The organism is Rhodococcus sp. PSi06, assembly GCF_054960675.1.
Genome location: NZ_JBHNYO010000007.1, coordinates 1 through 22,950 on the forward strand (window position 1 = coordinate 1; position 22,950 = coordinate 22,950).

The 22,950-nt window shown below is 66.0% G+C and carries 23 protein-coding genes; 12 read left to right on the forward strand and 11 right to left on the reverse strand.

Going from position 1 to position 22,950, the window contains the following annotated elements:
• A partial coding sequence (locus ACFI9K_RS10635) for a PucR family transcriptional regulator ligand-binding domain-containing protein (protein ID WP_462663462.1) occupies positions 1 to 541 on the reverse strand: 541 nt, incomplete at its 3' end.
• Between ACFI9K_RS10635 and ACFI9K_RS10640 the strand changes: the two genes are divergently transcribed.
• Positions 456 to 821 (forward strand): IclR family transcriptional regulator domain-containing protein, encoded by a 366-nt coding sequence (locus ACFI9K_RS10640; protein ID WP_462663463.1) that lies wholly within the window; start codon positions 456 to 458, stop codon positions 819 to 821. The genes ACFI9K_RS10635 and ACFI9K_RS10640 overlap by 86 nt on opposite strands.
• Here ACFI9K_RS10640 and ACFI9K_RS10645 read toward each other — a convergent pair.
• Genes ACFI9K_RS10645 through ACFI9K_RS10660 form a run of 4 tightly spaced genes read right to left on the reverse strand, consistent with a single transcriptional unit; the run spans position 818 to position 3,456 of the window.
• Positions 818 to 1,642, reverse strand: coding sequence for a spermidine synthase (locus ACFI9K_RS10645; protein ID WP_462663464.1), 825 nt, complete (start codon positions 1,640 to 1,642; stop codon positions 818 to 820). The two genes, ACFI9K_RS10640 and ACFI9K_RS10645, sit on opposite strands and share 4 nt — an antisense overlap.
• Positions 1,635 to 2,078 carry a cupin domain-containing protein gene (locus ACFI9K_RS10650; RefSeq protein ID WP_462663465.1) on the reverse strand — a complete coding sequence of 148 codons (444 nt, stop codon included), beginning with the start codon at positions 2,076 to 2,078 and terminating at the stop codon, positions 1,635 to 1,637. Before ACFI9K_RS10650 ends, ACFI9K_RS10645 begins: the two co-directional genes overlap by 8 nt.
• A gap of 14 nt (positions 2,079 to 2,092) precedes the next feature.
• A complete protein-coding gene (locus tag ACFI9K_RS10655) occupies positions 2,093 to 2,758 on the reverse strand; it encodes an SDR family NAD(P)-dependent oxidoreductase (protein WP_462663466.1) in 666 nt (221 codons plus the stop codon).
• On the reverse strand, positions 2,755 to 3,456 hold the full coding sequence (locus ACFI9K_RS10660) for a TetR/AcrR family transcriptional regulator (RefSeq protein WP_462663467.1): 702 nt from the start codon (positions 3,454 to 3,456) through the stop codon (positions 2,755 to 2,757). The genes ACFI9K_RS10655 and ACFI9K_RS10660 overlap by 4 nt, the downstream gene beginning before the upstream one ends.
• 187 nt (positions 3,457 to 3,643) lie before the next feature.
• Here ACFI9K_RS10660 and ACFI9K_RS10665 point away from each other — a divergent pair, with 187 nt between their 5' ends.
• Genes ACFI9K_RS10665 through ACFI9K_RS10695 form a run of 7 tightly spaced genes read left to right on the forward strand, consistent with a single transcriptional unit; the run spans position 3,644 to position 11,397 of the window.
• Positions 3,644 to 5,191, forward strand: a complete 1,548-nt coding sequence (locus tag ACFI9K_RS10665; RefSeq protein ID WP_462663468.1) for an amino acid permease — start codon at positions 3,644 to 3,646, stop codon at positions 5,189 to 5,191.
• 6 nt (positions 5,192 to 5,197) lie between these two features.
• Positions 5,198 to 5,980, forward strand: a complete 783-nt coding sequence (locus ACFI9K_RS10670; RefSeq protein ID WP_462663469.1) for an urea amidolyase associated protein UAAP1 — start codon at positions 5,198 to 5,200, stop codon at positions 5,978 to 5,980.
• Entirely contained in the window at positions 5,962 to 6,603 is a 642-nt protein-coding gene (locus ACFI9K_RS10675) for an urea amidolyase associated protein UAAP2 (RefSeq protein ID WP_462663470.1), read from the forward strand. Before ACFI9K_RS10670 ends, ACFI9K_RS10675 begins: the two co-directional genes overlap by 19 nt.
• Positions 6,600 to 8,609 (forward strand): 5-oxoprolinase/urea amidolyase family protein, encoded by a 2,010-nt coding sequence (locus tag ACFI9K_RS10680; protein WP_462663471.1) that lies wholly within the window; start codon positions 6,600 to 6,602, stop codon positions 8,607 to 8,609. The genes ACFI9K_RS10675 and ACFI9K_RS10680 overlap by 4 nt, the downstream gene beginning before the upstream one ends.
• Complete coding sequence (atzF, locus tag ACFI9K_RS10685) at positions 8,599 to 10,302, forward strand: allophanate hydrolase (RefSeq protein WP_462663472.1); 1,704 nt, start codon at positions 8,599 to 8,601, stop codon at positions 10,300 to 10,302. The genes ACFI9K_RS10680 and atzF overlap by 11 nt, the downstream gene beginning before the upstream one ends.
• A gap of 46 nt (positions 10,303 to 10,348) precedes the next feature.
• Positions 10,349 to 10,852 (forward strand): PaaI family thioesterase, encoded by a 504-nt coding sequence (locus tag ACFI9K_RS10690; RefSeq protein ID WP_462663473.1) that lies wholly within the window; start codon positions 10,349 to 10,351, stop codon positions 10,850 to 10,852.
• Positions 10,853 to 10,854: 2 nt separating this feature from the next.
• Entirely contained in the window at positions 10,855 to 11,397 is a 543-nt protein-coding gene (locus ACFI9K_RS10695; protein WP_462663474.1) for a winged helix-turn-helix transcriptional regulator, read from the forward strand.
• Here ACFI9K_RS10695 and ACFI9K_RS10700 read toward each other — a convergent pair.
• Together ACFI9K_RS10700 and ACFI9K_RS10705 are read right to left on the reverse strand one after the other, a co-directional pair.
• On the reverse strand, positions 11,347 to 11,988 hold the full coding sequence (locus ACFI9K_RS10700; RefSeq protein ID WP_462663475.1) for a LysE family translocator: 642 nt from the start codon (positions 11,986 to 11,988) through the stop codon (positions 11,347 to 11,349). The genes ACFI9K_RS10695 and ACFI9K_RS10700 overlap by 51 nt on opposite strands.
• Positions 11,989 to 12,049: 61 nt before the next feature.
• On the reverse strand, positions 12,050 to 12,922 hold the full coding sequence (locus ACFI9K_RS10705) for an SGNH/GDSL hydrolase family protein (RefSeq protein WP_462663476.1): 873 nt from the start codon (positions 12,920 to 12,922) through the stop codon (positions 12,050 to 12,052).
• Positions 12,923 to 13,175: 253 nt separating this feature from the next.
• Here ACFI9K_RS10705 and ACFI9K_RS10710 point away from each other — a divergent pair, with 253 nt between their 5' ends.
• Entirely contained in the window at positions 13,176 to 13,334 is a 159-nt protein-coding gene (locus tag ACFI9K_RS10710) for a hypothetical protein (RefSeq protein WP_462663477.1), read from the forward strand.
• Here ACFI9K_RS10710 and ACFI9K_RS10715 read toward each other — a convergent pair.
• Positions 13,331 to 13,573: a hypothetical protein gene (locus ACFI9K_RS10715; RefSeq protein WP_462663478.1), complete on the reverse strand. Its 243-nt coding sequence runs from the start codon at positions 13,571 to 13,573 to the stop codon at positions 13,331 to 13,333. The genes ACFI9K_RS10710 and ACFI9K_RS10715 overlap by 4 nt on opposite strands.
• Before the next feature lie 239 nt (positions 13,574 to 13,812).
• Here ACFI9K_RS10715 and ACFI9K_RS10720 point away from each other — a divergent pair, with 239 nt between their 5' ends.
• From ACFI9K_RS10720 to ggt, 3 genes are all read left to right on the forward strand, one after another.
• Entirely contained in the window at positions 13,813 to 14,787 is a 975-nt protein-coding gene (locus ACFI9K_RS10720) for an NAD(P)/FAD-dependent oxidoreductase (protein ID WP_462663479.1), read from the forward strand.
• A 179-nt stretch (positions 14,788 to 14,966) separates the two neighbouring features.
• A complete protein-coding gene (locus tag ACFI9K_RS10725) occupies positions 14,967 to 17,189 on the forward strand; it encodes a putative bifunctional diguanylate cyclase/phosphodiesterase (RefSeq protein WP_462663480.1) in 2,223 nt (740 codons plus the stop codon).
• Positions 17,190 to 17,225: 36 nt separating this feature from the next.
• Positions 17,226 to 19,148 carry a gamma-glutamyltransferase gene (ggt, locus tag ACFI9K_RS10730; RefSeq protein ID WP_462663661.1) on the forward strand — a complete coding sequence of 641 codons (1,923 nt, stop codon included), beginning with the start codon at positions 17,226 to 17,228 and terminating at the stop codon, positions 19,146 to 19,148.
• A gap of 19 nt (positions 19,149 to 19,167) precedes the next feature.
• On the opposite strand, the gene ACFI9K_RS10735 is transcribed toward ggt, so the two are convergent.
• From ACFI9K_RS10735 to ACFI9K_RS10745, 3 genes are read right to left on the reverse strand one after another with little or no spacing between them, the layout of a single operon-like run.
• A complete protein-coding gene (locus tag ACFI9K_RS10735) occupies positions 19,168 to 19,845 on the reverse strand; it encodes a response regulator (protein ID WP_222091569.1) in 678 nt (225 codons plus the stop codon).
• Entirely contained in the window at positions 19,842 to 22,310 is a 2,469-nt protein-coding gene (locus ACFI9K_RS10740; RefSeq protein WP_462663481.1) for a sensor histidine kinase, read from the reverse strand. The genes ACFI9K_RS10735 and ACFI9K_RS10740 overlap by 4 nt, the downstream gene beginning before the upstream one ends.
• On the reverse strand, positions 22,294 to 22,950 hold the full coding sequence (locus tag ACFI9K_RS10745) for a potassium-transporting ATPase subunit C (protein WP_462663482.1): 657 nt from the start codon (positions 22,948 to 22,950) through the stop codon (positions 22,294 to 22,296). Before ACFI9K_RS10745 ends, ACFI9K_RS10740 begins: the two co-directional genes overlap by 17 nt.

Consider the following 22,950-nt stretch of genomic DNA (forward strand, 5'->3'; position numbering starts at 1 on the left):
CGGGGGCGGGGGGGGGGGGGGGGGGGGGCCCCCCCCCCCCCCCCCCCCCCCCCCCCGACGAGGTGACGACCCAGCACTTCATGCCCAGGTCCGAACCCACCATCTCGAGTAGCGGACCCAGACCGCCGCCGGGTCCAGTGCTCGCCACGAGGCGCCGATGCCGATCGAGTACCAGGCTCAGATCCGACGCCCGTGCCGTCGAGAGCTGTCTAACTACGCTCTCGGTGACCGTCGCGAAGGCGATGTCGGCCGGCACCCTGAACAGCGGCAGACCGTGTTCGCGGCAGGCGTCCACCAGGTCGTCCGGCACGACGCCGCCGTCGGAGGCCGCCAGTGCCGCGATTCCGGCTTTCGACACCGCCCGGACGAAGGTTCGCGAATCCTCCGGGCCGGACCGCCACATCAAACCGGTCAACACCAGTTCGCCGCCGCTGAGGTACCGACTCGGATCGAGCATGTCGGTGGTAACGACCCACCTGATCGTCGGGTCGAAATGCTCGGGGGTCGACGCCGTCCGCGCCATCGTCGGCCGCCTCGGCATGGCCCCCAGGACCGTCAACACGATCACCACGCTGGACGCGTTGCTCGCCGATCTCGCGCTCATCCGCGAACGCGGTTACGCCGTGGACGACGGCGAACAAGAAGTGGGTGTGCGCTGCTTCGCCGTTCCGGTGATCGGAGCCCCGACCCTCACCGCGATGTCCATCGCCGGCCCCACCGCTCGCGTCACTCTCGAATCGGCAGAACAGTTCGTACCACTGCTCGTCTCGGCCGCGGAGCGCTTGGCGAAGGATCTTGCGAGCAACATTCCAGCGCCTTAATCTCTCGAGATTTTTGCGTCGCGGGCGAAGGACTGCACCTGCTCGGTCAGCCACACGTGCGCCGGAACTGCCCCGCCGAGAAGTTCGCGTGCCAGGGCCGGCGAGTCCCCGATCGGGACGTCACTGCCGGCGATGATGATGTTGCCGTAGCGCCTACCCTTGAGCATTGCCGGATCGGCGACGATCGCGGTGTGCTCGAACACGCTTCCGATGGTCGACGCTTCCTGCTTCGCGAGCGAGAGATCTCGGCGGTCACCGCAGTTGACGACGTACATGCCGCCGGGCGAGAGGACGCGTCGAACATGCTCGGTGAACTCGACGGTGAGCAACGGGGCCGGAGTTGTGGCTCCGGCGAACACGTCTCGCACGATCAGGTCCCGACTGTTCTCGCTCAGCGTCTCGGTGACGGCCCGCGCTTCACCGACGCGGATGCGCAGCAGCGGGGCCCGCGGAAGATCGAACCATTCTCGCACCAGCTCCGAGAGCTTCCCGTCGAGCTCCACGACCACCTGACGGGCACCGGGAAATTCGGCGGTGAACGAGCGCGCCAGCGTGCACGCCCCACCTCCGAGATGGAGTGCGCGCAAAGCGAACGTCGAGTCCCATTGCGCTCGAACCAGTCCCGAGATCCACCGCATGTACTCGAACTCGAGCACAGTGGGGTCGTTCATGTCGATGTGCGAACTCGGAACGTCGTTGACGTTGACGACCCACCCGTCGTCGGAGAAGGTGTCGCGTACCAATTCACAGGTGCCCGAGTCGATCTCGAACACTCCGGGCTCCAACGAACCGGCCGACGCCGTGGCCCGCTTCCTACCCATGCCCAGGCCCTTCGAGCCGAAAGTCCTCGAAATCGAACCCGGGCGTGACGGTGCAGCTGACCAGACTCGATTCGTCGCCCACCGGCCGAGCGCGCTGCCACACCGACGGTGGGACGATCTGCTGCGGAGATTCGGGCCCTACCAACAGCGACGTCACCTCACCCGGCACGTCTCCTGCGCCGCCGAGGTCCAGCTGCACCGGACTGCCCCGGTGGTACAGCCACATCTCGGTGCCGCGCACGGTGTGCCACGCGGACTGCTGACCGGGCATGAGCAGGAACAGAATTGCCGTCCCAGCCGCGCGCGGCCCCGGATAACCGTCGGGCAGAGATGCCTGCGGGATCGTGACCTCGCTACGCCAGGTCTCCCGAAACCAACCACCCTCGGGGTGGGGTGCGAGGTCCAGGCTCTGAGCCCAGTCGGGCAACGATGTCATGCCGACGACTCTAGTCAGTCCGTGGCGACCTGAACCCGGAAGCGGTCCCGTCCGGTGTGCAGGCTCCACAGCTGCTCGGCGAGAGCCTCGGGGCTCTTGCGCGGATCCTCGCCGTCGATGGCACCGCCGATGATCAACTGAGACACCTGAATTCCCTCGTCGGCCAATTCCTCGTTGAGCAGCTGCGCATAGGCGGCTTGGCCTGCGAACGCGATGGATGTGCCGGTGACTTTACGACCGGGCTTGACCGCAGAGCCGCCGTTGACGAACAGGATCGTGCCCTTGTTCTCGCCGAGGAATCGCATGCCCGGCAACACCTGATGGACTGCAGCAATCGATCCGTAGATGGAGAATTCGACCGGGCCGACCATATCGGCCGGAGTGGTCTCGAGGACGGGCCGCATGAAGTCCTTCTGCGGAAGCGGGCTGTACTGCAGCACCTCGATGGGTCCGAGCGTTTCGGTGACCTGCTCCAAGGCCGCGGCGATCGAGGCCGGATCACGCACGTCGGCGACGAAGCCCTTGGCAGAGATACCGTCGGCGGCCAGTCGATCGGCAAGGGCATCGACACGGGCCTGGTTGCGGGAGATGAGGCCGACGGAGAAACCCTGCGCGCCGAACTTGCGCGCCACTGCTGCTCCGAGACCTGCACCTGCTCCGACTATTGCTATGGACGTCATGTCGAATGCAAGGACCGAGGATGCTCGACTATTCCGACGATCGCCTCGAGCAGGGTCTCGGCATCGCGGTGCATGGACGCAACGTCCCCGGTCCAGCCGAGCACCCGCAGTGCAGCCGTGGCGATACCGGCCGCATCCACGGTGGGGTCGCGGCGCCCGTTCTCACGATCGGCTCGTGCGTTGACGACGGTCTCCACCAGGCGGAACGGCAGATCCTCCGTGCCCTGCCGACGCTCTAACCCCAGGTGCGCCAGGGTGTCCGACGCGATGGCCGCATACAGGTTCATCAGCGTGTACCGATGGTCGCGGAAGGCCTCGAAGCGCTCGCTGCGGAGTTCGGGCAGTAAGTAGAGCCCGCCCAGATTCCAGGTGGACGCCGCGAGCTGGCCGGCGTCGAAGTAGGCGAGCGCGTACATCTGCGTCGTGGCCTCGGCACCCGAGTCACGGATGCGTTGCGCGACGGCCAGCGGCGCGTCGACGGTTCCGCTGAGCAGCGCGTCGAGGATGTCGTCTTTGGTGGCGAAGTGGTGATACAGCGATGCCTGCCGCAGCCCGACGGCGTCGGCGATGGCCCGTGTCGAGGTATTGGTGAAGCCGCGAGTGGTGAACAGCTCGGCCGCGGCGTCGAGTATTTCCTCACGAGCGGTGTCTCCTGCCCGCTTCTTCGTGCTCAGCCTGGGTCTGCCTGCGCCGGTCATGTCGTCATCTTGTCAGCCCGAGATGACGGTGAGATTTCTGTCATCTGATCGAAATAGACGAAACGAGCTTGTTGCACGACGGTCACCGCCAGGGAACGGCGGTGCCGAAAACTATCAACTGACAGAAACCCGCCTCGGCGATGCAGCGGGCGGTCACTCACCACCCACCTCGCCTGTAGGAGAGACCATGAGCTCGACAACACTGCCGGCCCCCGGCGCAGGTTCCGAACCGGCTCGTACGACGGATCATTCGGATCTTGCTGCCCTCGGGTACGACCAGCAACTGCACCGCAGCCTCGGTAAGTACGCCTCGTTCGCCGCCGGCTTCTCGTTCGTGTCGATCCTGACCACCATCTTCCAACTCTTCGGGCTCGGCTTCAGCTTCGGCGGACCGGCCTTCTTCCTCACCTGGCCCCTGGTGTTCCTCGGCCAGTTCATGGTGGCTCTCAATTTCGCCGAACTCGCTGCCCGCTATCCCATCTCGGGCGCGATCTATCACTGGTCGCGGCGCATGGGCGGCGAACTGGTCGGGTGGTTCGCCGGATGGTTCATGATCATCGCGCAGATCGTCACCGCCTCCGCCGCGGCGATCGCATTGCAGGTGGTACTTCCCAGTGTCTGGGGCGGCTTCCAGCTCATCGGCGAGGAGACCGCGCTGACCTCCCCGAGCGGAGCCGCCAATGCCGTTGTACTGGGCTCGATTCTGTTGGTTCTGACCACCACGATCAACTGCATCGGCGTGAACTGGATGGCGCGCATCAACACGATCGGCGTCACCTGCGAGATCGTCGGCGTCATCGCGCTCGTGCTCGTGTTCTTCACCCACGCCGAGCGCGGACCTGCGGTGGTCTTCGATACCGGAAGTGCCGGAGCAGATCCCGGATACATCGGTGCCTGGATCGTCTCCGGCCTGATGGCCGCCTACGTCATGGTCGGCTTCGGTTCGGCGGGCGAGCTGGCCGAGGAAACCCGCAATCCCCGACGCGTCGCACCGCGCACCATCCGCCTCGCTCTCTCGGCATCGGCACTCGGCGGCGGACTGATGATCGTCGGAGCCCTGATGGCCGCACCGAGCCTCACCGACGGTCAGCTGGCAACGCAGGGACTTCCGTACGTCATCGACTCGATCCTCACCTCCCCGTGGGGCAAGGTGCTCCTGGTCGACGTCGCCATCGCCGTGTTCATCTGCACCCTCGCCATCCAGACCGCGGCGTCGCGCTTGATGTTCTCCATGGCTCGCGACGGACGACTCCCCGCCTCGGCTGCACTGGCGAAAGTAAACTCGCGCACGGGAACTCCGATCGCACCCTCCGTGCTCATCGGCCTGGCGTGCGTGGCAATCCTGGCCGTCAACGTCGGGAACTCCGCGATCTTCACGACGCTGTCGAGCGTATGCATCGTGCTCATCTACCTCGCCTACATGATGGTGACCGTCCCACTGCTGATCCAGCGACTCAAAGGCTGGCCGCATGGCGGCATCATGCTGGACAGCGACGGCCAGAAGCTCTTCACCCTCGGCCGTCTCGGCCTGCCGGTCAACATCGCCGCAGTTCTCTACGGCGGGCTGATGGTGATCAACCTGTCGTGGCCGCGCGCCGAAATCTTCGACCCCACCGGCGAATACCCACTACTGCGCTGGGCCGCACCGCTGACCGTCCTCGCCGTGATCGTCGTAGGAGTCGCCTGCCTTCCCCGCGGCAAGACCCACCCCAAGCCCGTCACGATCGGAGCCTGATTTCTCATGAGCACAGCAACCACCCATTCGGCCAAGGAACACGCACGGTCCCAGGCGACAGTCGCACCGGCCCCCACTGCACCGGAGGGGGTTTCGGAGCTCACGTGGGCAGAATCGGTACCGGGCGGCAGCTACACCACCAAGGTCCTCGCCCGCGGAACCCGTCTGCGGCTGATGGATGTGGACGGTGCCGCCTGCGCCAATCTGCTGCTCTACCGCGTCGACGCACCGTGGGAACGACTCAACACCGCCGACACCGTCAAGGTTCCGTGGCAGGCGTACCTGAGCGCAGGACACCCCCTGCTCTCGGACCAGGGCCGCGTGCTGGCAACCATCGTCGCCGACACCTCCGGTCACCACGACGCGCTGTGCGGCACCACGTCCACGGCGACCAACGTCGCCAAATACGGAGTGAGCGGGCCGCATTCGCCTGCACCGGCAGGCCGGGAGTTGTTCACCCTCGCCGCAGCCAAGCACGGACTCGAGCCGCGCGACGTCGCACCGTCGCTGTCGTTCTTCCACGGCATCACCGTCGCCGCTGACGGGAGCCTGGTGAGCACCGGCTCCGCGGGATCGGGCCGGTCGGTGGATCTACTCATTCATCTGCCGGTGATCGTGTTGCTGGCCAACACCGCGCATCCCCTCGACCCCAGTCCCGAGTACCCCACGACGACCCTCGACGTATTGGCCTGGCGCGCGCCGGGAGAACTGCTCACGCTCGACAACACCGAGCCGGAATATCAACGCGCAGTGATGAACACCGAGACCGCATGGAAGGCAGCGCAGTGACTACCAGCACCCTCGAGACCACGATCGTGCGGGACGAGATCGCCCCCGCGTTCGGGCCCTGGTCCGCAATCGTCGAGGCCGGCCACATCCTGACGATCGTCGACCTCTACGGCAATCAAGCCGTCGACACCCTGCTCTACGGCGCGCGCGATCACTCGCTTCGATACTCCGCCGCCGCCACCGTCACCGCGCAACAGAACCTGTTCCTCACCACCGGAACCGTGCTACGCAGCGATGATTCGACGGCCCTGATGACGATCATCGAGGACGAGGTCGGCAACCACGACACCGTCGGCGGTGCGTGCTCGAAGGAGTCGAACACGCTGCGCTACGGTCACCACACCGCGCATCAGCACGCGTGCGTCGAGAACTTTCTCATCGAAGGTTCCAAGTGGGGTCTCGGCAAGCGAGACCTGGCCCCCAACATCAACTTCTTCATGAACGTCCCCGTCGACGCCGACGGCACCCTCGGGATCGTCGACGGTTTGTCGGCCCCCGGCAAGTCGCTGTCGCTGCGTGCCGAGATCGACACGCTCGTGTTGGTCTCGAACTGTCCGCAGATCAACAACCCCTGCAACGGATTCGACCCCACTGCAGTCCGCATGATCGTGACGCGATCATGACCGCGACCAAGATGACCGTGCAGCGACCCGGGATGCTCACCACGGTGCAGGACTGGCCGGGACGCGTCGGCTACTGGAAGGTGGGCGTGCCGCCGTCGGGGCCGATGGACGACCTCTCTTTCCGACTCGGCAACACCGCGCTCGGCAACCCCGAGGGTGCACCGGGTCTCGAATCCACCATGGCCGGTCCGGCCTTGACGTTCGACTCCGATACCTACGTCTGCGTCACCGGAGCTGCGGTGCCGGTACGCATCGACGGTCGGGCGGTACCGCAGTGGCGACCGGTATTGGTGCCGGCCGGAGCAGCACTGGACGTGGGCACCACCACCGGCCACGGCCTTCGGGTGTACGTCCTGATCCAGAGCGGCCTCGACGTCGACGACTACCTGGGCAGCGCAGCAACATTCACGCTCGGCAAGTTCGGCGGGCATCGCGGCGGCATCCTGGGCGAGGGCGACGTCATCGGGTTGGCCGGTCGATCGGACAACTCCGCCCCCCTCGGGCCGATTCCGATGGAAAGCCTGCCGGTGCTGACGTCCGTCTGGGACATCGCCGTCACCGAGGGACCCCACGGCGCGCCCGAGTTCTTCACCCGCGAGGACATCGACACCCTCTACGCCACCCGCTACGAGGTGCACTTCAATTCCGATCGCACCGGAGTTCGGCTGATCGGGCCCAAGCCGCAGTGGGCTCGGACCGACGGCGGGGAAGCCGGCCTACATCCCTCCAACATCCACGACAACGCCTACAGCGTCGGCGCGTTGGACTTCACCGGTGACACCCCGATCCTCCTGGGGCCCGACGGCCCGAGTCTCGGCGGATTCGTCTGTCCCGTCACCGTTGTCGCTGCCGAACGCTGGAAGCTGGGCCAGCTGCGGCCCGGAAACACCATCCGCTTCGTTCCGGTGAAGGCCGCGTCCACCGCACCGCTGGGATCGCTCGGTCTCGCTCGCCGCGCGTCTCTGCCCGCAGTGTTCTCCGCCGGCGGCGACGGTGACGACGGGGTCATCGCTCGGCGCGACGCCGATACGTGCGTCACGTACCGGCGGTCGGGTGACGACAACGTGCTCGTCGAGTACGGGGACATGAAGCTCGACCTCACCCTGCGGGCACGGGTGCACGCGCTGCATCAGCGGGTAGAGGCCATAGCGCCCCGCGGCCTGCTGGATCTGACCCCCGGTATCCGCTCGCTGCAGGTCAAGGTGAATCCCGATGTGCTGTCGATCGATTCGTTGATGGGTCTGCTGGCCGAGGTCGAGGACGATCTGCCCGCAGCCTCGGAGCTCGTGGTACCCAGCCGTCAGGTCCGGCTGCCGCTCTCGTGGGACGACCCGTCGACGAGGGAAGCGATCCAGCGCTACATGCACGGTGTGCGAGCCGACGCTCCGTGGTGCCCCTGGAACATCGAGTTCATCCGGCGCATGAACGGACTCGACACCGTCGCAGACGTTTTCGATACCGTCTTCGCGGCGGACTACATGGTTCTCGGGCTCGGTGACGTCTATCTGGGTGCTCCGGTGGCAACGCCGTTGGACCCGCGACACCGCTTGGTGACGACGAAGTACAACCCGGCACGGACGTGGACGCCGGAGAACGCCGTCGGCATCGGCGGCGCGTACCTGTGCATCTACGGCATGGAAGGTCCCGGCGGGTACCAGTTCGTCGGCCGAACCACGCAGGTGTGGAACCACAGTGCCGCGTACGCCGGAGGTCCGTTCGAGGAAGGCACCCCGTGGCTGCTTCGCTTCTTCGACCGCATCTCCTGGTACCCGGTGGAACCCGAGGAACTGATGGATCTGCGCGCCGATCTGGCCGCAGGCCGCGGCGGAGGAGTCCAGATCACCGACGGTGAGTTCTCACTCGCCGAGCACCAGAGCTTCCTCGAAACCAATGCCGACTCCATCGCCGAGTTCCGTGCGACGCAGGCCGTCGCCTTCGGGGCCGAGCGGGACGCGTGGTCGGCAGCCGGAGAATTCGACAAGAGAGACAAGATCGATGCTGCCTGACATCCGAGAACGAGTTCTGCAGGCCTACAAAAGGATCGCGGAAGTCGACCGTCCCGAGGTGTGGATCACTCTGCGCAGCGAGGACGACGTGCTGGCCGAGGCGGCGGTGCTCGAACACGCGCTCGAGTCGGGCGCGGAACTGCCCCTGGCCGGCATGCTCATCGCCGTCAAGGACAACATCGACGTGGCGGGGCTTCCTACCACCGCGGCGTGCCCCGACTTCGCCTACACACCAGCAGTATCCGCTGTCGCAGTCGAGCGGCTGACGAGCCAGGGCGCGCTGATCCTCGGTAAGACCAACCTGGATCAATTCGCCACCGGTCTCGTCGGCACCCGAAGCCCGTACGGCGCGGTGCGCTGCGCCTGGGACCCGACGCTCGTCTCGGGCGGATCCAGTTCCGGCTCCGCGGTCGCAGTGGCTTTGGGAATCGCAGACATCGGAATCGGCACCGACACAGCCGGATCGGGCCGAGTTCCGGCTGCGTTTCACAACCTGGTCGGGATCAAGGCGTCATTGGGAATAGTCCCGAACACCGGCGTCGTGCCCGCCTGTGCCGACTACGACTGCGTCACCGTCCTCGCACGTGACCTCGATACCGCTACCGCAGCAATGAACGTCATGGCCGGTCCGACGTCCACCGACCCGCGCAGTCGCCCGTGGCCGGCAGACGTACGGCTTGCCGCATCGCCGGAACCCCGGGTCGCCGTTCCGCGAGCGGCAGATCTGGTGTCGCTGAGCCCGCCGTACCGTCGGGCATTCGAGGAGACGGTCGCAGGCCTGAGCGCCAAGGGCCTCGGTTACGTCGAGGTCGACATCTCGGTGCTGCTCGATGCGGCGACGCTGTTGTACGACGGAGCGATAGTCGCGCAACGCTATTCGGCGGTCGGCGCATTCCTGGACACCGCACCGGCCGGGGCCGATCCCACGGTCGCGGCGATCGTCGGTGCCGCGGCAGAGCCGTCGGCGCATCGGTACGTAGACGATCTCGGCACCCTGGCCGCCGCGAAGGCCGAGGCCCGCGAATTGCTGCAGGGCGTCGACGGCCTACTACTGCCCACCACCACCGAGCATCCGAGTATCGCTGCAGTGCAGGCAGATCCGATGAGCATCAATCGCCGCCTCGGCACGTTCACCAACTTCTGCAACCTGCTCGACATGGCTGCGGTTGCCGTTCCCGGCGCTCCGACGCCGGACGGCACTCCGTTCGGCGTCATGTTCGTCGTCCCCGCATTCGAGGATCAGGTCGCGATCGATCTGGCTGCTCGGCTCAGCGACACGTCGTCGCCCTCGCTGATCGACGACGGCATCGAGGTATTGGTGGTGGGAGCGCATCTGCGCGGATTTCCCGTACACAGTCAACTGACCGACCGAGGCGCGCGGTTCTGCGGCGAGGTGACGACGTCCGCGGACTACAGGTTGGTGGACCTGCACACCACACCGCCGAAGCCCGGTCTGGTGCGCAAGGAAGGCGACGGCGCACCCATTGCGGCAGAGCTGTACCTAATGTCCGCTGCTGCCCTGGGCACTTTCCTCGCCGGTTTGCCGTCACCGATGGGGCTCGGTCCGGTCGAACTGTCGGACGGGCGCTGGGTCACCGGATTCTGCTGTGCTCACGACGCCGTCGAGAAGGGCACCGACATCACCGAGTACGGCGGTTGGCGCGCATATCGCGATCAGGGGTTACCATCATGAGCAGCTGACTATCATCGTGATAGTTACTCGACGACGGGCATGACGCATGATCACTGACGAGCATCGACGATCGCAGACCTTCTCGTGGGTCGACCCCGCCGAGGTGCTGAAGACCACGTCGACGATGAGCGGCCTGGACGCCATGCGTGCGTTGACGAACGGCGAGTTGCCGCCTCCGCCCATCGCCGCGCTCATGCAGTTCTCCCCGGTCGTGGTCGAGACCGGCAAGGTCGTATTCGAGTGCCAACCGTCCGAGGCGCACTACAACCCGATCGGCATGGTGCACGGCGGGCTGGTGTGCACGCTCCTCGACACTGTGCTCGGATGCGCGGCCCACACCACGCTCCCGGCAGGCACCGGGTACACCTCCATCGACATCAACGTCAGCTACCAACGTCCGGTGCACTCCCACAGCGGGCCTCTCACGGCCACGGGGACTGTGGTCAAGAACGGCTCGCGGGTGATTTTCACCGAGGGTTCGGTGGTCGACAACACCGGCAGGGTCGTCGCAACCGGAACGAGCTCGCTGCTGGTCATCGCGGGTAAATAGCAATGCACCGTCGGAGTTTCGCGGACATGGAGTGCCCCATCGCCGGTGCACTCGAGCAGGTCGGCGAATGGTGGACGTTGCTGATCCTGCGGGATGTGCTCGACGGCTTCTCGCGCTTCGACGAGCTGGAGTCCAATCTCGGAATTGCTCCGAACATGCTGGCGCGCAGGCTTACAAGCCTCGTCGACGGTGGGATGCTGACCAAGGTGCAGTACAGCGAGCGACCCCCGCGCTACGAGTACGTACCGACGCCGCGCGCCCGTGAACTCGGCACGGTCATCGTCGCCCTGTACGCATGGGGAAACAAGCATGTGCCGCAACCGGATCGGCGGGTGGTATTGGTGGACGGAGAGGGCCGATCTGTCGATCCAGTGCTCGTCGACCGTGAGACGGGAAGGACTCTGCGCGAGAGCCGCGTGCAGTTCCTTCCGGGGCCGGCTGCATCCGAAGCCGTTCGGCGGCGGCTGGATCCGGATCTGCGTGCCCAGCGTCGCTCACGCGGGAACCGGTCGCCCTCCGTCGGTGGCGACGCGGACGGCCAGTAGTCCGAGCACGGTTCCCATGAGGTAGCGCTGCATCTTCAGCCAGGTGGGCCGAACGGCGAGGAATCGGGCGATCGATCCGGCCAGCACCACGATGGCCAGATTGACCGCCACCGCCACCGCGATCTGCACGCTGCCGAGTGCAAAACCCTGCAGCAGAACGTGTCCGGCACCAGGATCGACGAACTGCGGAATCACCGAGAGATACATGATCGCGATCTTGGGGTTCAGCAGGTTGGTCATCAGACCCATGCCGAACAGCTTCCGATTCGAATCCTGTTGCAGCTCGGACGGTTCGAAGGCCGACACGGATCCCCTCAGCGCCTGCACCGCCAACCAGGCAAGGTAGGCGGCTCCGGCGAGCTTGACCACTGTGTACAACGCGGGCACGGCCGTGAACACTACCGCCAGGCCGAGATTGGTGGCCGCCAGGTAGACGAGGAAGCCGACCGCTACACCGGCGAGCGACACCATTCCCGCGCGTCTGCCTTGCGAGATGCTGCGCGAGACAAGGTAGATCATGTTGGGACCGGGCGTCAGCACCAACACGAGGGCGAGCGCGAACACACCGAATATTGCGGACCACGAGAGCATGCAGTCGATACTTCCGACAACGAGCCGCCCCGGACAGAGCCAATTACCTACCGATGGATACTTATTCGGCTCGGACGACGGCTGCGACCTCGTCACCGATCGCAGACATTCCGGCCGCCGTCGGATGCAGAGGTGCAGCGGGGTTCTGCGGAAAGACACCCTCGAAATAACGCTGATCGGGGGCCACGCAGACGTCATGACCGACGCTCAACGGCTCGGTGTCCACGAACTCGGCACCGTGCTCGTCGGCCTGGGCCTTCAATGCGACGTTCATCGCCGTGATGCTGCCCTGGATGTAGTCGGCGTCCGCCGGCAGCATCGGCTGGGTAGGGAAGCACCCGCCGTCGGGCAGGTACGTTCCGTAGCCGACGACCAGGACCCGGGCATCGGGCGCACGTTCGGCCACCGCGTCGAGCATCGCTCCCCAGTTCGGGGCTTTCTCCGCGATGGCAGCGGCGACGGTATCGACGCCGCCCGCGGTGAGCCGGTCCTTGCAGACGTTGGTTGCCGACGACGCAGCGAAGCTCAGACACCCCACGGCGGTCGACACCAGTCCGATGTCGTTTCCCCCGATCGTGATCGTCACCAGATCGGTGTCGCCGGACAGCGCGTCGAGCTGCACGGGCACATCGCCGCTGGACGTGCTCTGTGGGGTGGACACGATGTTCTCGGTGACTGCGCCGGAGCACGTGACGTCGACGAACGACGCGACATCGAGTTGCGCCGCGAGAACGTGTGGATAGTTGGAATCGGACTGCTGGCATCCCGGTGCGCCGACCTGGTTGGGAATGCGCGGTCCCGACGCCGCCGAATCTCCGAGGGCGACGTAGTCGAGCGTGGCCGGAGCGCTCGTGGGCGCGGGAGATTCCGACGTGCACGCCGTAAGTACACAGGCAACCGCAGCAAGACCGGCGACGATTCCCTGGCTTCTCACAGCTACGACGCTACCGCTGCCGGTACCCTCGACCGGGTTGTCCGCAGGAAAAATCGACTCCACGAAGGCAGGAACATTTCATGATCACCAATTTCATCAACGCGATTCTCGGCGGCTTCGGCTCCATCTCCGCAGGCAGCAGCGGCTTCGAGCTGGCACCGGGCACTCTGCCCTTCGGCCTGTAGGAGCGCCCGACCGAGTACCCGCCCGACGGGCACGGTTCGTTCGGCCGCCGTGCGGGTACTCCGTGGGCATGACTTCTGAGAACAAGAACAACACCTCGGCCCCCGACGCAGAAGAGGACGTTCAGTCCGACCCGGCCGCTTCCTCCGAGGACAACGACTGGTCCAGCGAGGGCGGAGCCGTCGAAACCGGACCGGCCACCGACGACGAACGAACCAACAGCAACTAGCCCGTCATTCGACGGGGCGCGGCGCGCACCGTCCGAACATCACCGTCGGCGACGATGTGCTCTACGGTTTCGCCTCGAGCGCGCATCGATTCGTCGACGGTGAAGTTCACTCGGGCGTCGCCGAGCCAATCCACGCCGACGACCATCCCGACGGTTCCTTTCGGTATCCCGCTGCGCCACCGCACGTGCCCCAGATTGCGGACCGTCACCACGGTCTCGCCGATTTCGAAGTGCCCCATGTGCTTCCCCCGGCTCGATTCTTACCGACCAGTACACCTCGAACGAACTACCTGTTCAAGCGGTGCATCCGCGCTTACCGGCAGCAATGACAGATCGATGGATGGGCACTGTGACCACAACCGGTCCATTCCCCCGTACGGCCCTCCGAACCGCGACAAGTAGTATTTTCTGCTTCAAGTTCTTGCTGTAACGGCAAATATCCTTGCCACTTTCTTGCTCTGCGTCGCACACTGTGGCCATGACATCAGACACTGTTCATCCCACTTCGGCCGACGTGATCGTCGTCGGCGGCGGCGTCGCCGGTCTCAGCGCAGCCGTTGCTCTCGGACGATCCCAGCGCTCGGTCGTGATCGTGGACGCGGGGGACCCTCGCAACGCGCCGGCCGCACATTCGCACAACTACCTCACCCGCGACGGCGAATCGCCTCTCGAGCTGGTTCGGCTGGGCCGAGACGAGGCACGCCACTACGGAGCGCGCATCGTCGAGGGCCTGGCCGAGTCTGCGACCCGCACCGAATCCGGCTTCGAGGTCACCCTGGCCGACGGTTCCGTCGTTCACGGCAGGCGCCTGCTGGTCAGCACCGGACTCACCGACGTTCTGCCGGACATTCCCGGCCTGGCCGAGCGGTGGGGCCGCGACGTGCTGCACTGCCCGTACTGTCATGGCTGGGAAGTACGGGGTCGGGCAATCGGAATCATCGGCAGCGCCATGTCCGGACACCAGGCTCAGATGTGGCGACAGCTTTCCGAGTTCGTCACCGTATTCGCCCACACCGCAACGGAATTGAGCGCCGAGGAGCTGCAGCGGCTCGACGCCCGCGGTATCGAGATCGTCGACGAGGAAATCGCTCGGGTGGACGTGGCCGACGACGCGATCGTGGGCGTCACCCTGACGGACGGGCGACAGGTTCGACTGGACGCGCTGGTCGTGGGACCCAACTTCACCACTCGGGCCGACGTCCTGGCCTCGCTCGGGATCGGCAGCACCGAGATGGTGATGGGCGACAACGTTCTCGGCACCTACATCGAGGCGGACCCCGTCGGAGCCACGTCCATGCCCGGCCTCTGGGTGGCCGGCAACGTCTGTGCGCCGATGGACACGGTGGTCGCTGCCGCGGCCGCCGGTGTACGGACCGGAGCCGCGATCAACGCAGACCTGATCGAGGAGGAGGTCCGCACAGCCGTCGCGAGAACCAAGGCCGCGGCCCACTGAGCACGGGGTAGAACCAGGAGAGAATGCACTCGGCACCAACATGTAACGGGACAGGACGGCTTTGCCGCCAAAGCACAGATCTGTCCGCGGATTCAGGGTCCGAAGACGTATATTCACCGGTGGGGCCGTCGAGAAAGCGCGGTTCGAACGCCGCGAGCAAGAAGGAAGTGGGTCCTTCGATGAATACGGAGGTCGCTGCGCCCTTCGCCGCCCAGTCCAAGCGAACGGTAGGCCTGGCCGCAGTGGTCCTCGTAGCGACCGTCGTCTTCGTGCTCGGTGACGCCGACGTGCGGGCGGGCCTCCTGGCCACCGTCGCCATCGGCTCGGTGCTCGCCATCAGCACCGCCATCCGCCGGTACCGCCCCGACGACTCTCGTTGCTGGTGGGCACTGTTCGGAGCCTCGGTGCTGTTCATGTTCGGCGTCTCGCTGCGCAGCGATCCCAGCACGCTGACCCACTCCTTCACTTTGCTTCCCGATCTGTTCACACTCACCGGGTACGCCCTCGTCGGTTATGCACTGTCGCGGTGGATTCGAGATCGAAAGTCGATCGACGACATCACACCGCTGGTGGACGCGGGCCTGATCTTTCTCGGCACGTTGTTCCTGTCGTGGTTGCTGTTCATCTCGCCGGCCCTCGAGTCCTCGCACTCGTCGGCATCGACGGTGGTGAACGGGGTGTATCCGGCGATCGACGCGGCGCTGATCACGCTGACCACGTACTTGCTGTTCGCATCCAAGCCCCGCACAGCGGCGCTGCAGTGGGCACTGGCCGCTCTGATCGCGACGCTCGTCGGCGACGTCTCGTACGCATTCGCTGCTACGACCGCCGAAACACCTACATCGGGACTGCTCGACGGGATCTACCTCTTCGCATACCTTTCCCTGGCGATGGCAGCGCTCGACCCCTCGATGCGTACGGTCTCGCAGCGGCAGGCTCCGGCACCTGCACACAGCAACCGCCGGGTCGTGTTCGTGGTGACGTTGCTGGTCGTGTGCGCCACCGTGCCGCTGCTGGGCTCGGCGGTGTCGACAGGAGACCTCGTGGTGCGTTCGCTGCTGCTCGCGTCGATTCTGGTCGGGGCGTTCCTGCGCGGCGAACGTGCGCTCACCCGAGTCCAGTTCGGCAAGGAACACGCCAAGTATCTCGCGGCCCACGACCTGCTGACCGGCCTCCCGAACCGCACGATGTTGGACGAGGAATTCGCTCGGCACGAGCGCTCGCACACTCCCGGCCGCACCTGCGTCCTGTTCGTCGACCTGGACAATTTCAAGATCGTCAACGACTCGTACGGCCACCGCGTCGGTGACGAACTGATCGTCGCCGCAGCGCTGCGCATCCGCTCGGCCGTCGGTGCCGCCGACTCCGTCGTTCGCTACGCGGGCGACGAATTCGTCATCCTGGCCCGGCGTGATCGACTCGGCTCGGAAGCGTTGGCCCGCCGCATCATCGACCGAATGAACGATCCGTTCCCGCTCAGCGCTGCGACGGCCTACGTCACTGCATCGGTCGGTATCGCCGACGCAGACCGTCTGCACGACGCCATCCGCGAGGCCGATACCGCGATGTATCACGCCAAATCTCTCGGCGCGGCACGCTACGCGTTCTTCGACGAATCCTTGCGCGCACGTGCGACTTCGGCGATGGAGACCACGACCGCGCTGCGTGGTGCGATCAGACGCGGCGAGCTCGAGGTGTACTACCAGCCGATCGTCGACACCGCCACGCGCGCCACCGTCGTCTACGAGGCCCTCGTCCGCTGGAACCGGGACGGGAGGGTGTGCACTCCCAACGAGTTCATCCCGATCGCCGAATCGACCGGCCTGATCAAGGAAATCGGGGAATGGGTGCTGCGGTCGGCGCTCTCGGATCTGGTCACGCTGCGCGCTCACGGCCAGAACGTGACGATGTCGGTCAACGTCTCTCCCATGCAACTGCGCGACGACTCACTGCCGGCCATCGTGGGAAGACTGCTCGACGAGTACGACTTGAGCGGAGCAGATCTGGCGCTCGAGATCACCGAAAGCGTGCTGATCGACGACATGGGTACCGCGAAGAGTCTGCTCGATCGGATCGCCGCCATGGGTGTGCTGATCGTGCTCGACGACTTCGGGATCGGCTACTCCTCGTTGGCCCGATTGCGCGCGATGCCGATCGCGCTGCTCAAGATCGACAAGTCCTTCGTGCACGAAATCGGACGCTCCGAATCCGATACCCAGCTGATTCGCGCGATCGTCGCCATGGCGTCGGCCTTGCCGGTGAACACGGTGGCCGAGGGTGTCGAGACCGAGGAGCAGGCCTCGATCATCGAGTCGCTCGAATGCCGTTTCGCGCAGGGCTTCCTGTTCGGCAGGCCCGCACCCATCGCACACTGGCTCCTCGAATCCGCGCAGCGACGGTGATCCCGGTGTTAGCGTCGGGCGGTGTCTGCAACCGGAATGCGCCCACTTCGCTCCACCGCCCTTGCCTGTGCCCTGCTGCTGGTGCCACTTGCTGCGTGCAGCAGTAGCGACAGTGCCGAGCCCGACTCGAGTGCCGAGAACAGTTGCGTCCTCGGTGCCAGTGGCGGCACTCCGGTAGGCGAGGCTCCGGGTGCCGGCTCCGGCGACATCTCCACCAACCCGGAAGTGGCGACCGGCTATCGCTCCGACATGACGCCGGTGGAGACGCCGTCGTATTCGGTGTCCACCGCCAATCCGGTCTCCACCGAGGCAGCCTGCGAGGTGCTACGCGACGGAGGCACGGCCGCCGACGCACTGATCGTCGCCCAGACGGTCCTCGGCCTCGTCGAACCGCAGTCGTCCGGTATCGGCGGCGGTGCCTTCCTGATGTACTACGACGCGGCGACCGGGGACGTCCAGAGCTACGACGGCCGTGAGACCGCCCCGATGAGCGCCACCGGCGACTACCTGCGATACATCGACGACGTGAACCGCACTGTGCCGCAACCCGACGCGCGGTCCAGCGGCCGATCGATCGGCGTACCGGGCGTTCTGCGCATGCTCGAGCAGGCGCACGACGATCACGGTAACAAGCAGTGGGGAGATCTCTTCCAGCCCGCTATCGGCATGGCCGACAACGGAATCGAGATCAGTCCGCGGATGGCCTCGTCGATTGCCGACTCGGCACCCAAGCTCGCGCTCGACCCCGCATCCAAGGAGTACTTCCTACAGCCGGACGGCACCGGAAAGCCCGCCGGGACGGTTCTGAACAACCCGGCGATGTCGAAGACACTGTCCGCTATCGCAACCGGCGGTGCCGATGCCTTCTACACCGGCGACATCGCGCAGGCCATCGTCGACGCGACCGCCGACACCACGGCCGGCCGCACGCCCGGGCAGATCACCCTCGACGACCTCGCCGGATACGAGCCCAAGACCCGCACCGCTGTCTGCACCGAGTACCGCGACCACGACATCTGCGGCATGCCGGGACCGTCGTCGGGCGGTATCGCGGTGGCGTCGACGATGGGGATCCTCTCGAATTTCGACCTCGCGCAGTACGCCCCGACAGGAATGGACGCCAACGGTGGAACACCTACCGCTGAGGGTGTGCACCTGATCTCCGAGGCCGAACGACTGGCCTACGCCGATCGCGACAAGTACGTGGCCGACCCGGACTTCGTTCCACTGCCCGGCGGTTCGCCCGATGCTTTGCTCGACCCCGAATACCTGAGCGAGAGAGCACGACTGATCGACGAGGCGAAATCGATGGGTACGGCGCAGCCCGGCGACTTCGGCCCGGTACAGTTCGCCTCGTCCACCGATCCCGAGCACGGCACCAGCCATATTTCGATCGTCGACAGCAAAGGCAACGCAGCCTCGATGACGACGACCGTCGAATCGGCCTTCGGTTCGTTCCACATGGTCGACGGCTTCTTGCTCAACAATCAGCTCACCGACTTCTCCGCGGCACCCGTGGCCGAGGACGGAACTCCGACGGCCAATCGCGTCGAACCGGGGAAGCGTCCGCGCAGTTCGATGGCCCCCACCTTGGTCTTCGATCGCGGCGACGACGGTACGCGCGGCGATCTCGTACTCGTCGCCGGTTCACCCGGCGGATCGGTCATCATTCAGTTCGTCGTCAAAACGCTGGTGGGACTGCTCGATTGGGGGATGGATCCGCAACAGGCGGTGTCGATGGTCGACTTCGGTGCGGCCAACACTCCGTCCACCAATTACGGCGGCGAGCACCCGAACGTGACGGGTGAGAGCGATCCCGTCGTGGTGAAGCTGAAAGAGATGGGCCATCAGGTCTCGGTCGCAGATCAGTCCAGCGGGCTGAGCGCGTTGCAGCGCACCGACGGCGGCTGGATCGGCGGTGCCGACCCGCGCCGTGAGGGCGAGGTACTCGGTGGATAGGTCCGAGTGCGGCTGACGCTCAACTCACGAATCGGTAGCCCATGCCGGTTTCGGTGATCAGATGCACCGGAGCCGCCGGGTCACGTTCGAGTTTCTGCCGTAACTGGCCGAGATAGATGCGCAGATAATGGGTTTCGCGCTCGTGTCCAGGGCCCCAGACGGTGCGCAGTATGTCCTTCTGCGATACCAGCTTGCCCTCGTTGCGCACGAGTAGTTCGAGCACGCCCCATTCGGTGCGGGTGAGGTGGACGTTCTCTCCTGCTCGAACAACGGTTTTCGCGGCCAGATCGACGGTGAAGTCCGCGGTCTCGACGACGGGATCGGTCACGGTCTGCGGGCCGCGGCGTAGCGCCGCACGCAATCGCGCCAGCAGCTCGTCCATGCCGAAGGGCTTGGTGACGAAGTCGTCGGCACCCGCGTCGAGCGCCTCGACGGTATCGGCCGAGTCGGTCCGCGCCGAGAGCACCAGGATCGGTACCTCGGTCCAGCCGCGCAGACCGGCGATGACGTCGATACCGTCGATGTCGGGCAGTCCGAGATCGAGAATCACGATGTCCGGGTGGAAGTTCGCAGCCACCCGCAGCGCCTCACCGCCGGTTGCAGCGCTGACCACCTCGAACCCGCGCACGTTGAGGTTGATGCGCAGCGCTCGCACGATCTGCGGCTCGTCGTCGACGACGAGCACTCGCACCTTCACCTGCTCCCCGCTTTCGACTCGACTGCCTTCAGCTCGACCGTCATCGTCAGCCCGCCGCCGACGGTGTCCGATGCCGTGACGGTACCGCCCATGGCCCGGACGAATCCGCGGACCACCGACAGTCCCAGCCCGACACCCACCGAATTGTCGCGGTCCCCGAGGCGTTGGAACGCGTCGAACATCGTCTTCTCGGCTCCCACGGTGATGCCGGGGCCGTGATCGACTACCGAGATACTGGCCCTCTCGCCGTGCACCGCGGCCCGGACCGTGATGTCGCCGGTGGGGGCGTACCGGGCGCTGTTGTCCACCAGGTTCGCGAGCACCCGTTCGAGCAGACCCGGGTCCGCCAGTACTTCGACGTCACCCACCTCGACCCGCACCCGATCGTCGGCCTGGACGAGTGCGCCGCTCAACACGTCGTCGACGAAGACGGGACGCAGACTCGGTTGCACCACACCGGCTTGCAGCCGCGAAGAGTCGAGCAAATTGCTCACCAGAGCAGTCAGCTGGTCGGCCGATTCATCGATGGTGGCGAGCAATTCGTCGGTGTCCTCGGGAGAGAATTGCACGTCGGTGCTGCGCAGCGATGACGATGCCGCCTTCACTGCGGACAACGGAGTCCGCAGATCGTGACTGACGGCCGAGAGCAATGCTCGACGCAATGCGTCGGCCTCGGCCAGCGCGTTGGCGCGGCTGGCTTCCTCGGCCAAACGGGCTTGGCGAACCATGCCCGCGGCCTGGTTCGCCACGGCCGCGAGTACGCGCCGATCGTGGGCACGGGTACGTTCGCCGACGAGCAACAGCGTGAAGTCTCCCGCGTCCACCTCGGTATCGGCGCCGGTCCGATCGATCGGGGCCTGCGTACCCGCGCTACCGACGATCGAGCGAGACTGGTTGTCCCACAGCGCTACGCCAGTCTGCCGGTAGGTCTCGCGGGCACGCTCGAGCAGTGCTGTCAGATCCGCTCCGCGCAGTACCGATCCGGCGAACAACGTCAGCAGTTCGGCTTCCTGCGTCGCCCTGCGTGCCTGACGCGTCCGCCGGGCTGCCGCGTCGACGAGTGCGGCGACGGCAACGGCCATCAGCAGCAGGACGACGGTGACCACGAAGTTGTCCGGCTCGGCGATGGTCAGGCTGTACCGGGGCGTGGTGAAGAAGTAGTTGAGCAGGAATCCCGCGATCAACGCCGACAGTGCCGCCGGCGCAACCCCTCCCAGCAATGCGACACAGAGCACCACCATGAAGAACAGGGCACTCTCGCCGCTGGAATCGAAGTCCGGTCCCACCGCGCTCAGCACCGCGGCCGCCAGGCAGGGCACGACGACGGCCGCCACCCACGCGAGGATGCGTCGCCGCCCCGAATCGAGCTGCATGCCTCTGCGCCGGGCTTGTTCGGCGTGAGTGACCATGTGCACGTCGATCTTTCCCGAGTTCTGCACCACGGCCGCGCCGATACCTTCGTCCAGGATCCGTGCCGCGCGCGACCGCCTCGAGGTACCGATCACCAGCTGTGTCGCGTTCACCCCGCGGGCGAAGTCCAGCAACGTCGTCGGTACGTCGTCGCCGACGACGCTGTGCACGGTGGCACCGAGCCCGGCCGCGAGCGTGCGCACCGAACCCATCTGCGGCGCCGACACACCCATCAGTCCGTCACCGCGCACGATGTGCAGCACCATCAACTCCGCACTGGATTTCGAGGCGATCCGGCTGGCGCGGCGCAGCAGCGTCTCCGATTCCGGTCCGCCGGTCACGGCCACCACCACGCGCTCGCGGGCTTCCCACGTCTCGGTGATGCGATTGTCCTTGCGGTACTTCACCAATGCCGCATCGACCTGATCGGCTATCCACAACAGCGCGAGCTCTCTCAACGCCGTCAGGTTGCCGCCGCGGAAGTAGTTGCTCAGCGCCGCATCGACCTTCTCGGCGGCGTAGACGTTGCCGTGCCGAAGCCGGCTGCGCAGAGCCTCGGGGGTGATGTCGACCAGTTCCACCTCGTCGGCCGCGCGAACCACGCTGTCGGGCACCGTCTCCCGCTGCGGTACCCCGGTGATCTGCTGCACCACGTCGTTGAGCGATTCGAGGTGCTGGACATTGAGTGTCGAGATGACGTCGATGCCGGCGTCGAGCAGTACCTCCACGTCCTGCCAGCGCTTGCCGTGCACACTGCCGGGAGTATTGGTGTGCGCGAGTTCGTCGACGAGCACCACCTGTGGCTTTCGCGCCAGGACGGCCTCGAGATCGAGCTCCTGCGCGGAAGACCCGCGGTACTCGACGGTCGTCATCGGCAGTACTTCGATACCGTCGAGCGCCTCGATCGTGCGGGATCGGCCGTGGGTCTCCACGACGGCTGCCACGACGTCGCAGCCCCGACCGCTCAGCCGGTGCGCCTCACCGAGCATGGCGTAGGTCTTGCCGACGCCGGGAGCCGCGCCGAGGTAGATCCGCAGCTCACCCCTGTCCGCCACAACCTGTCTCCTCACCCGGCCGGTACGCGTTCCGTAGTGCCAGGTTCAACTCCGGAACGTTCACCGCTTCGGCACCGAGTACACCGTACTGCGGTCCGTCGGTGTAGTCGGCGACCAGAGCCTGCACGTCGGACACCGACGCTCCGTTGACCTGCGCTACCCGCGCGACCTGGATGTCCGCGTAGGCGGGACTGATATCGGGATCGATGCCGGATCCGGAGCCGGTGACGGCGTCGGGTGGAACTGCCGAGGGGTCGACGTCCTCGCGGGCGGCGATGGCTGCTCGACGCTGCTCGACGAACGAGGCCAACACCTCGCTCGACGGGCCCTGGTTGGTCGGTAGCGCTGCGGCGGGATCTCCCGGCGCGAAGGCGTCGTCGTCGGACACCGACCCCGTCACGCGGGTGTGGAAGTACGGGTCGGGCTCACCCGGAGCGACCTGCGGATCGACGCCGATCAGCGAGCTGCCGACGACGCAGCCCTGTGCGTCACGCAGCGGCGACCCCTCGGCGGAGTCGGTGCCGATGCGGCTGATACCCCACACCACGGCCGGGTACGCGATACCGAGGATGACGGTCAGCGCCAGCAGTACTGCGAAGCCGGCCACTACCTGGCGGAGAAATCCCTGTACGAAACGCAT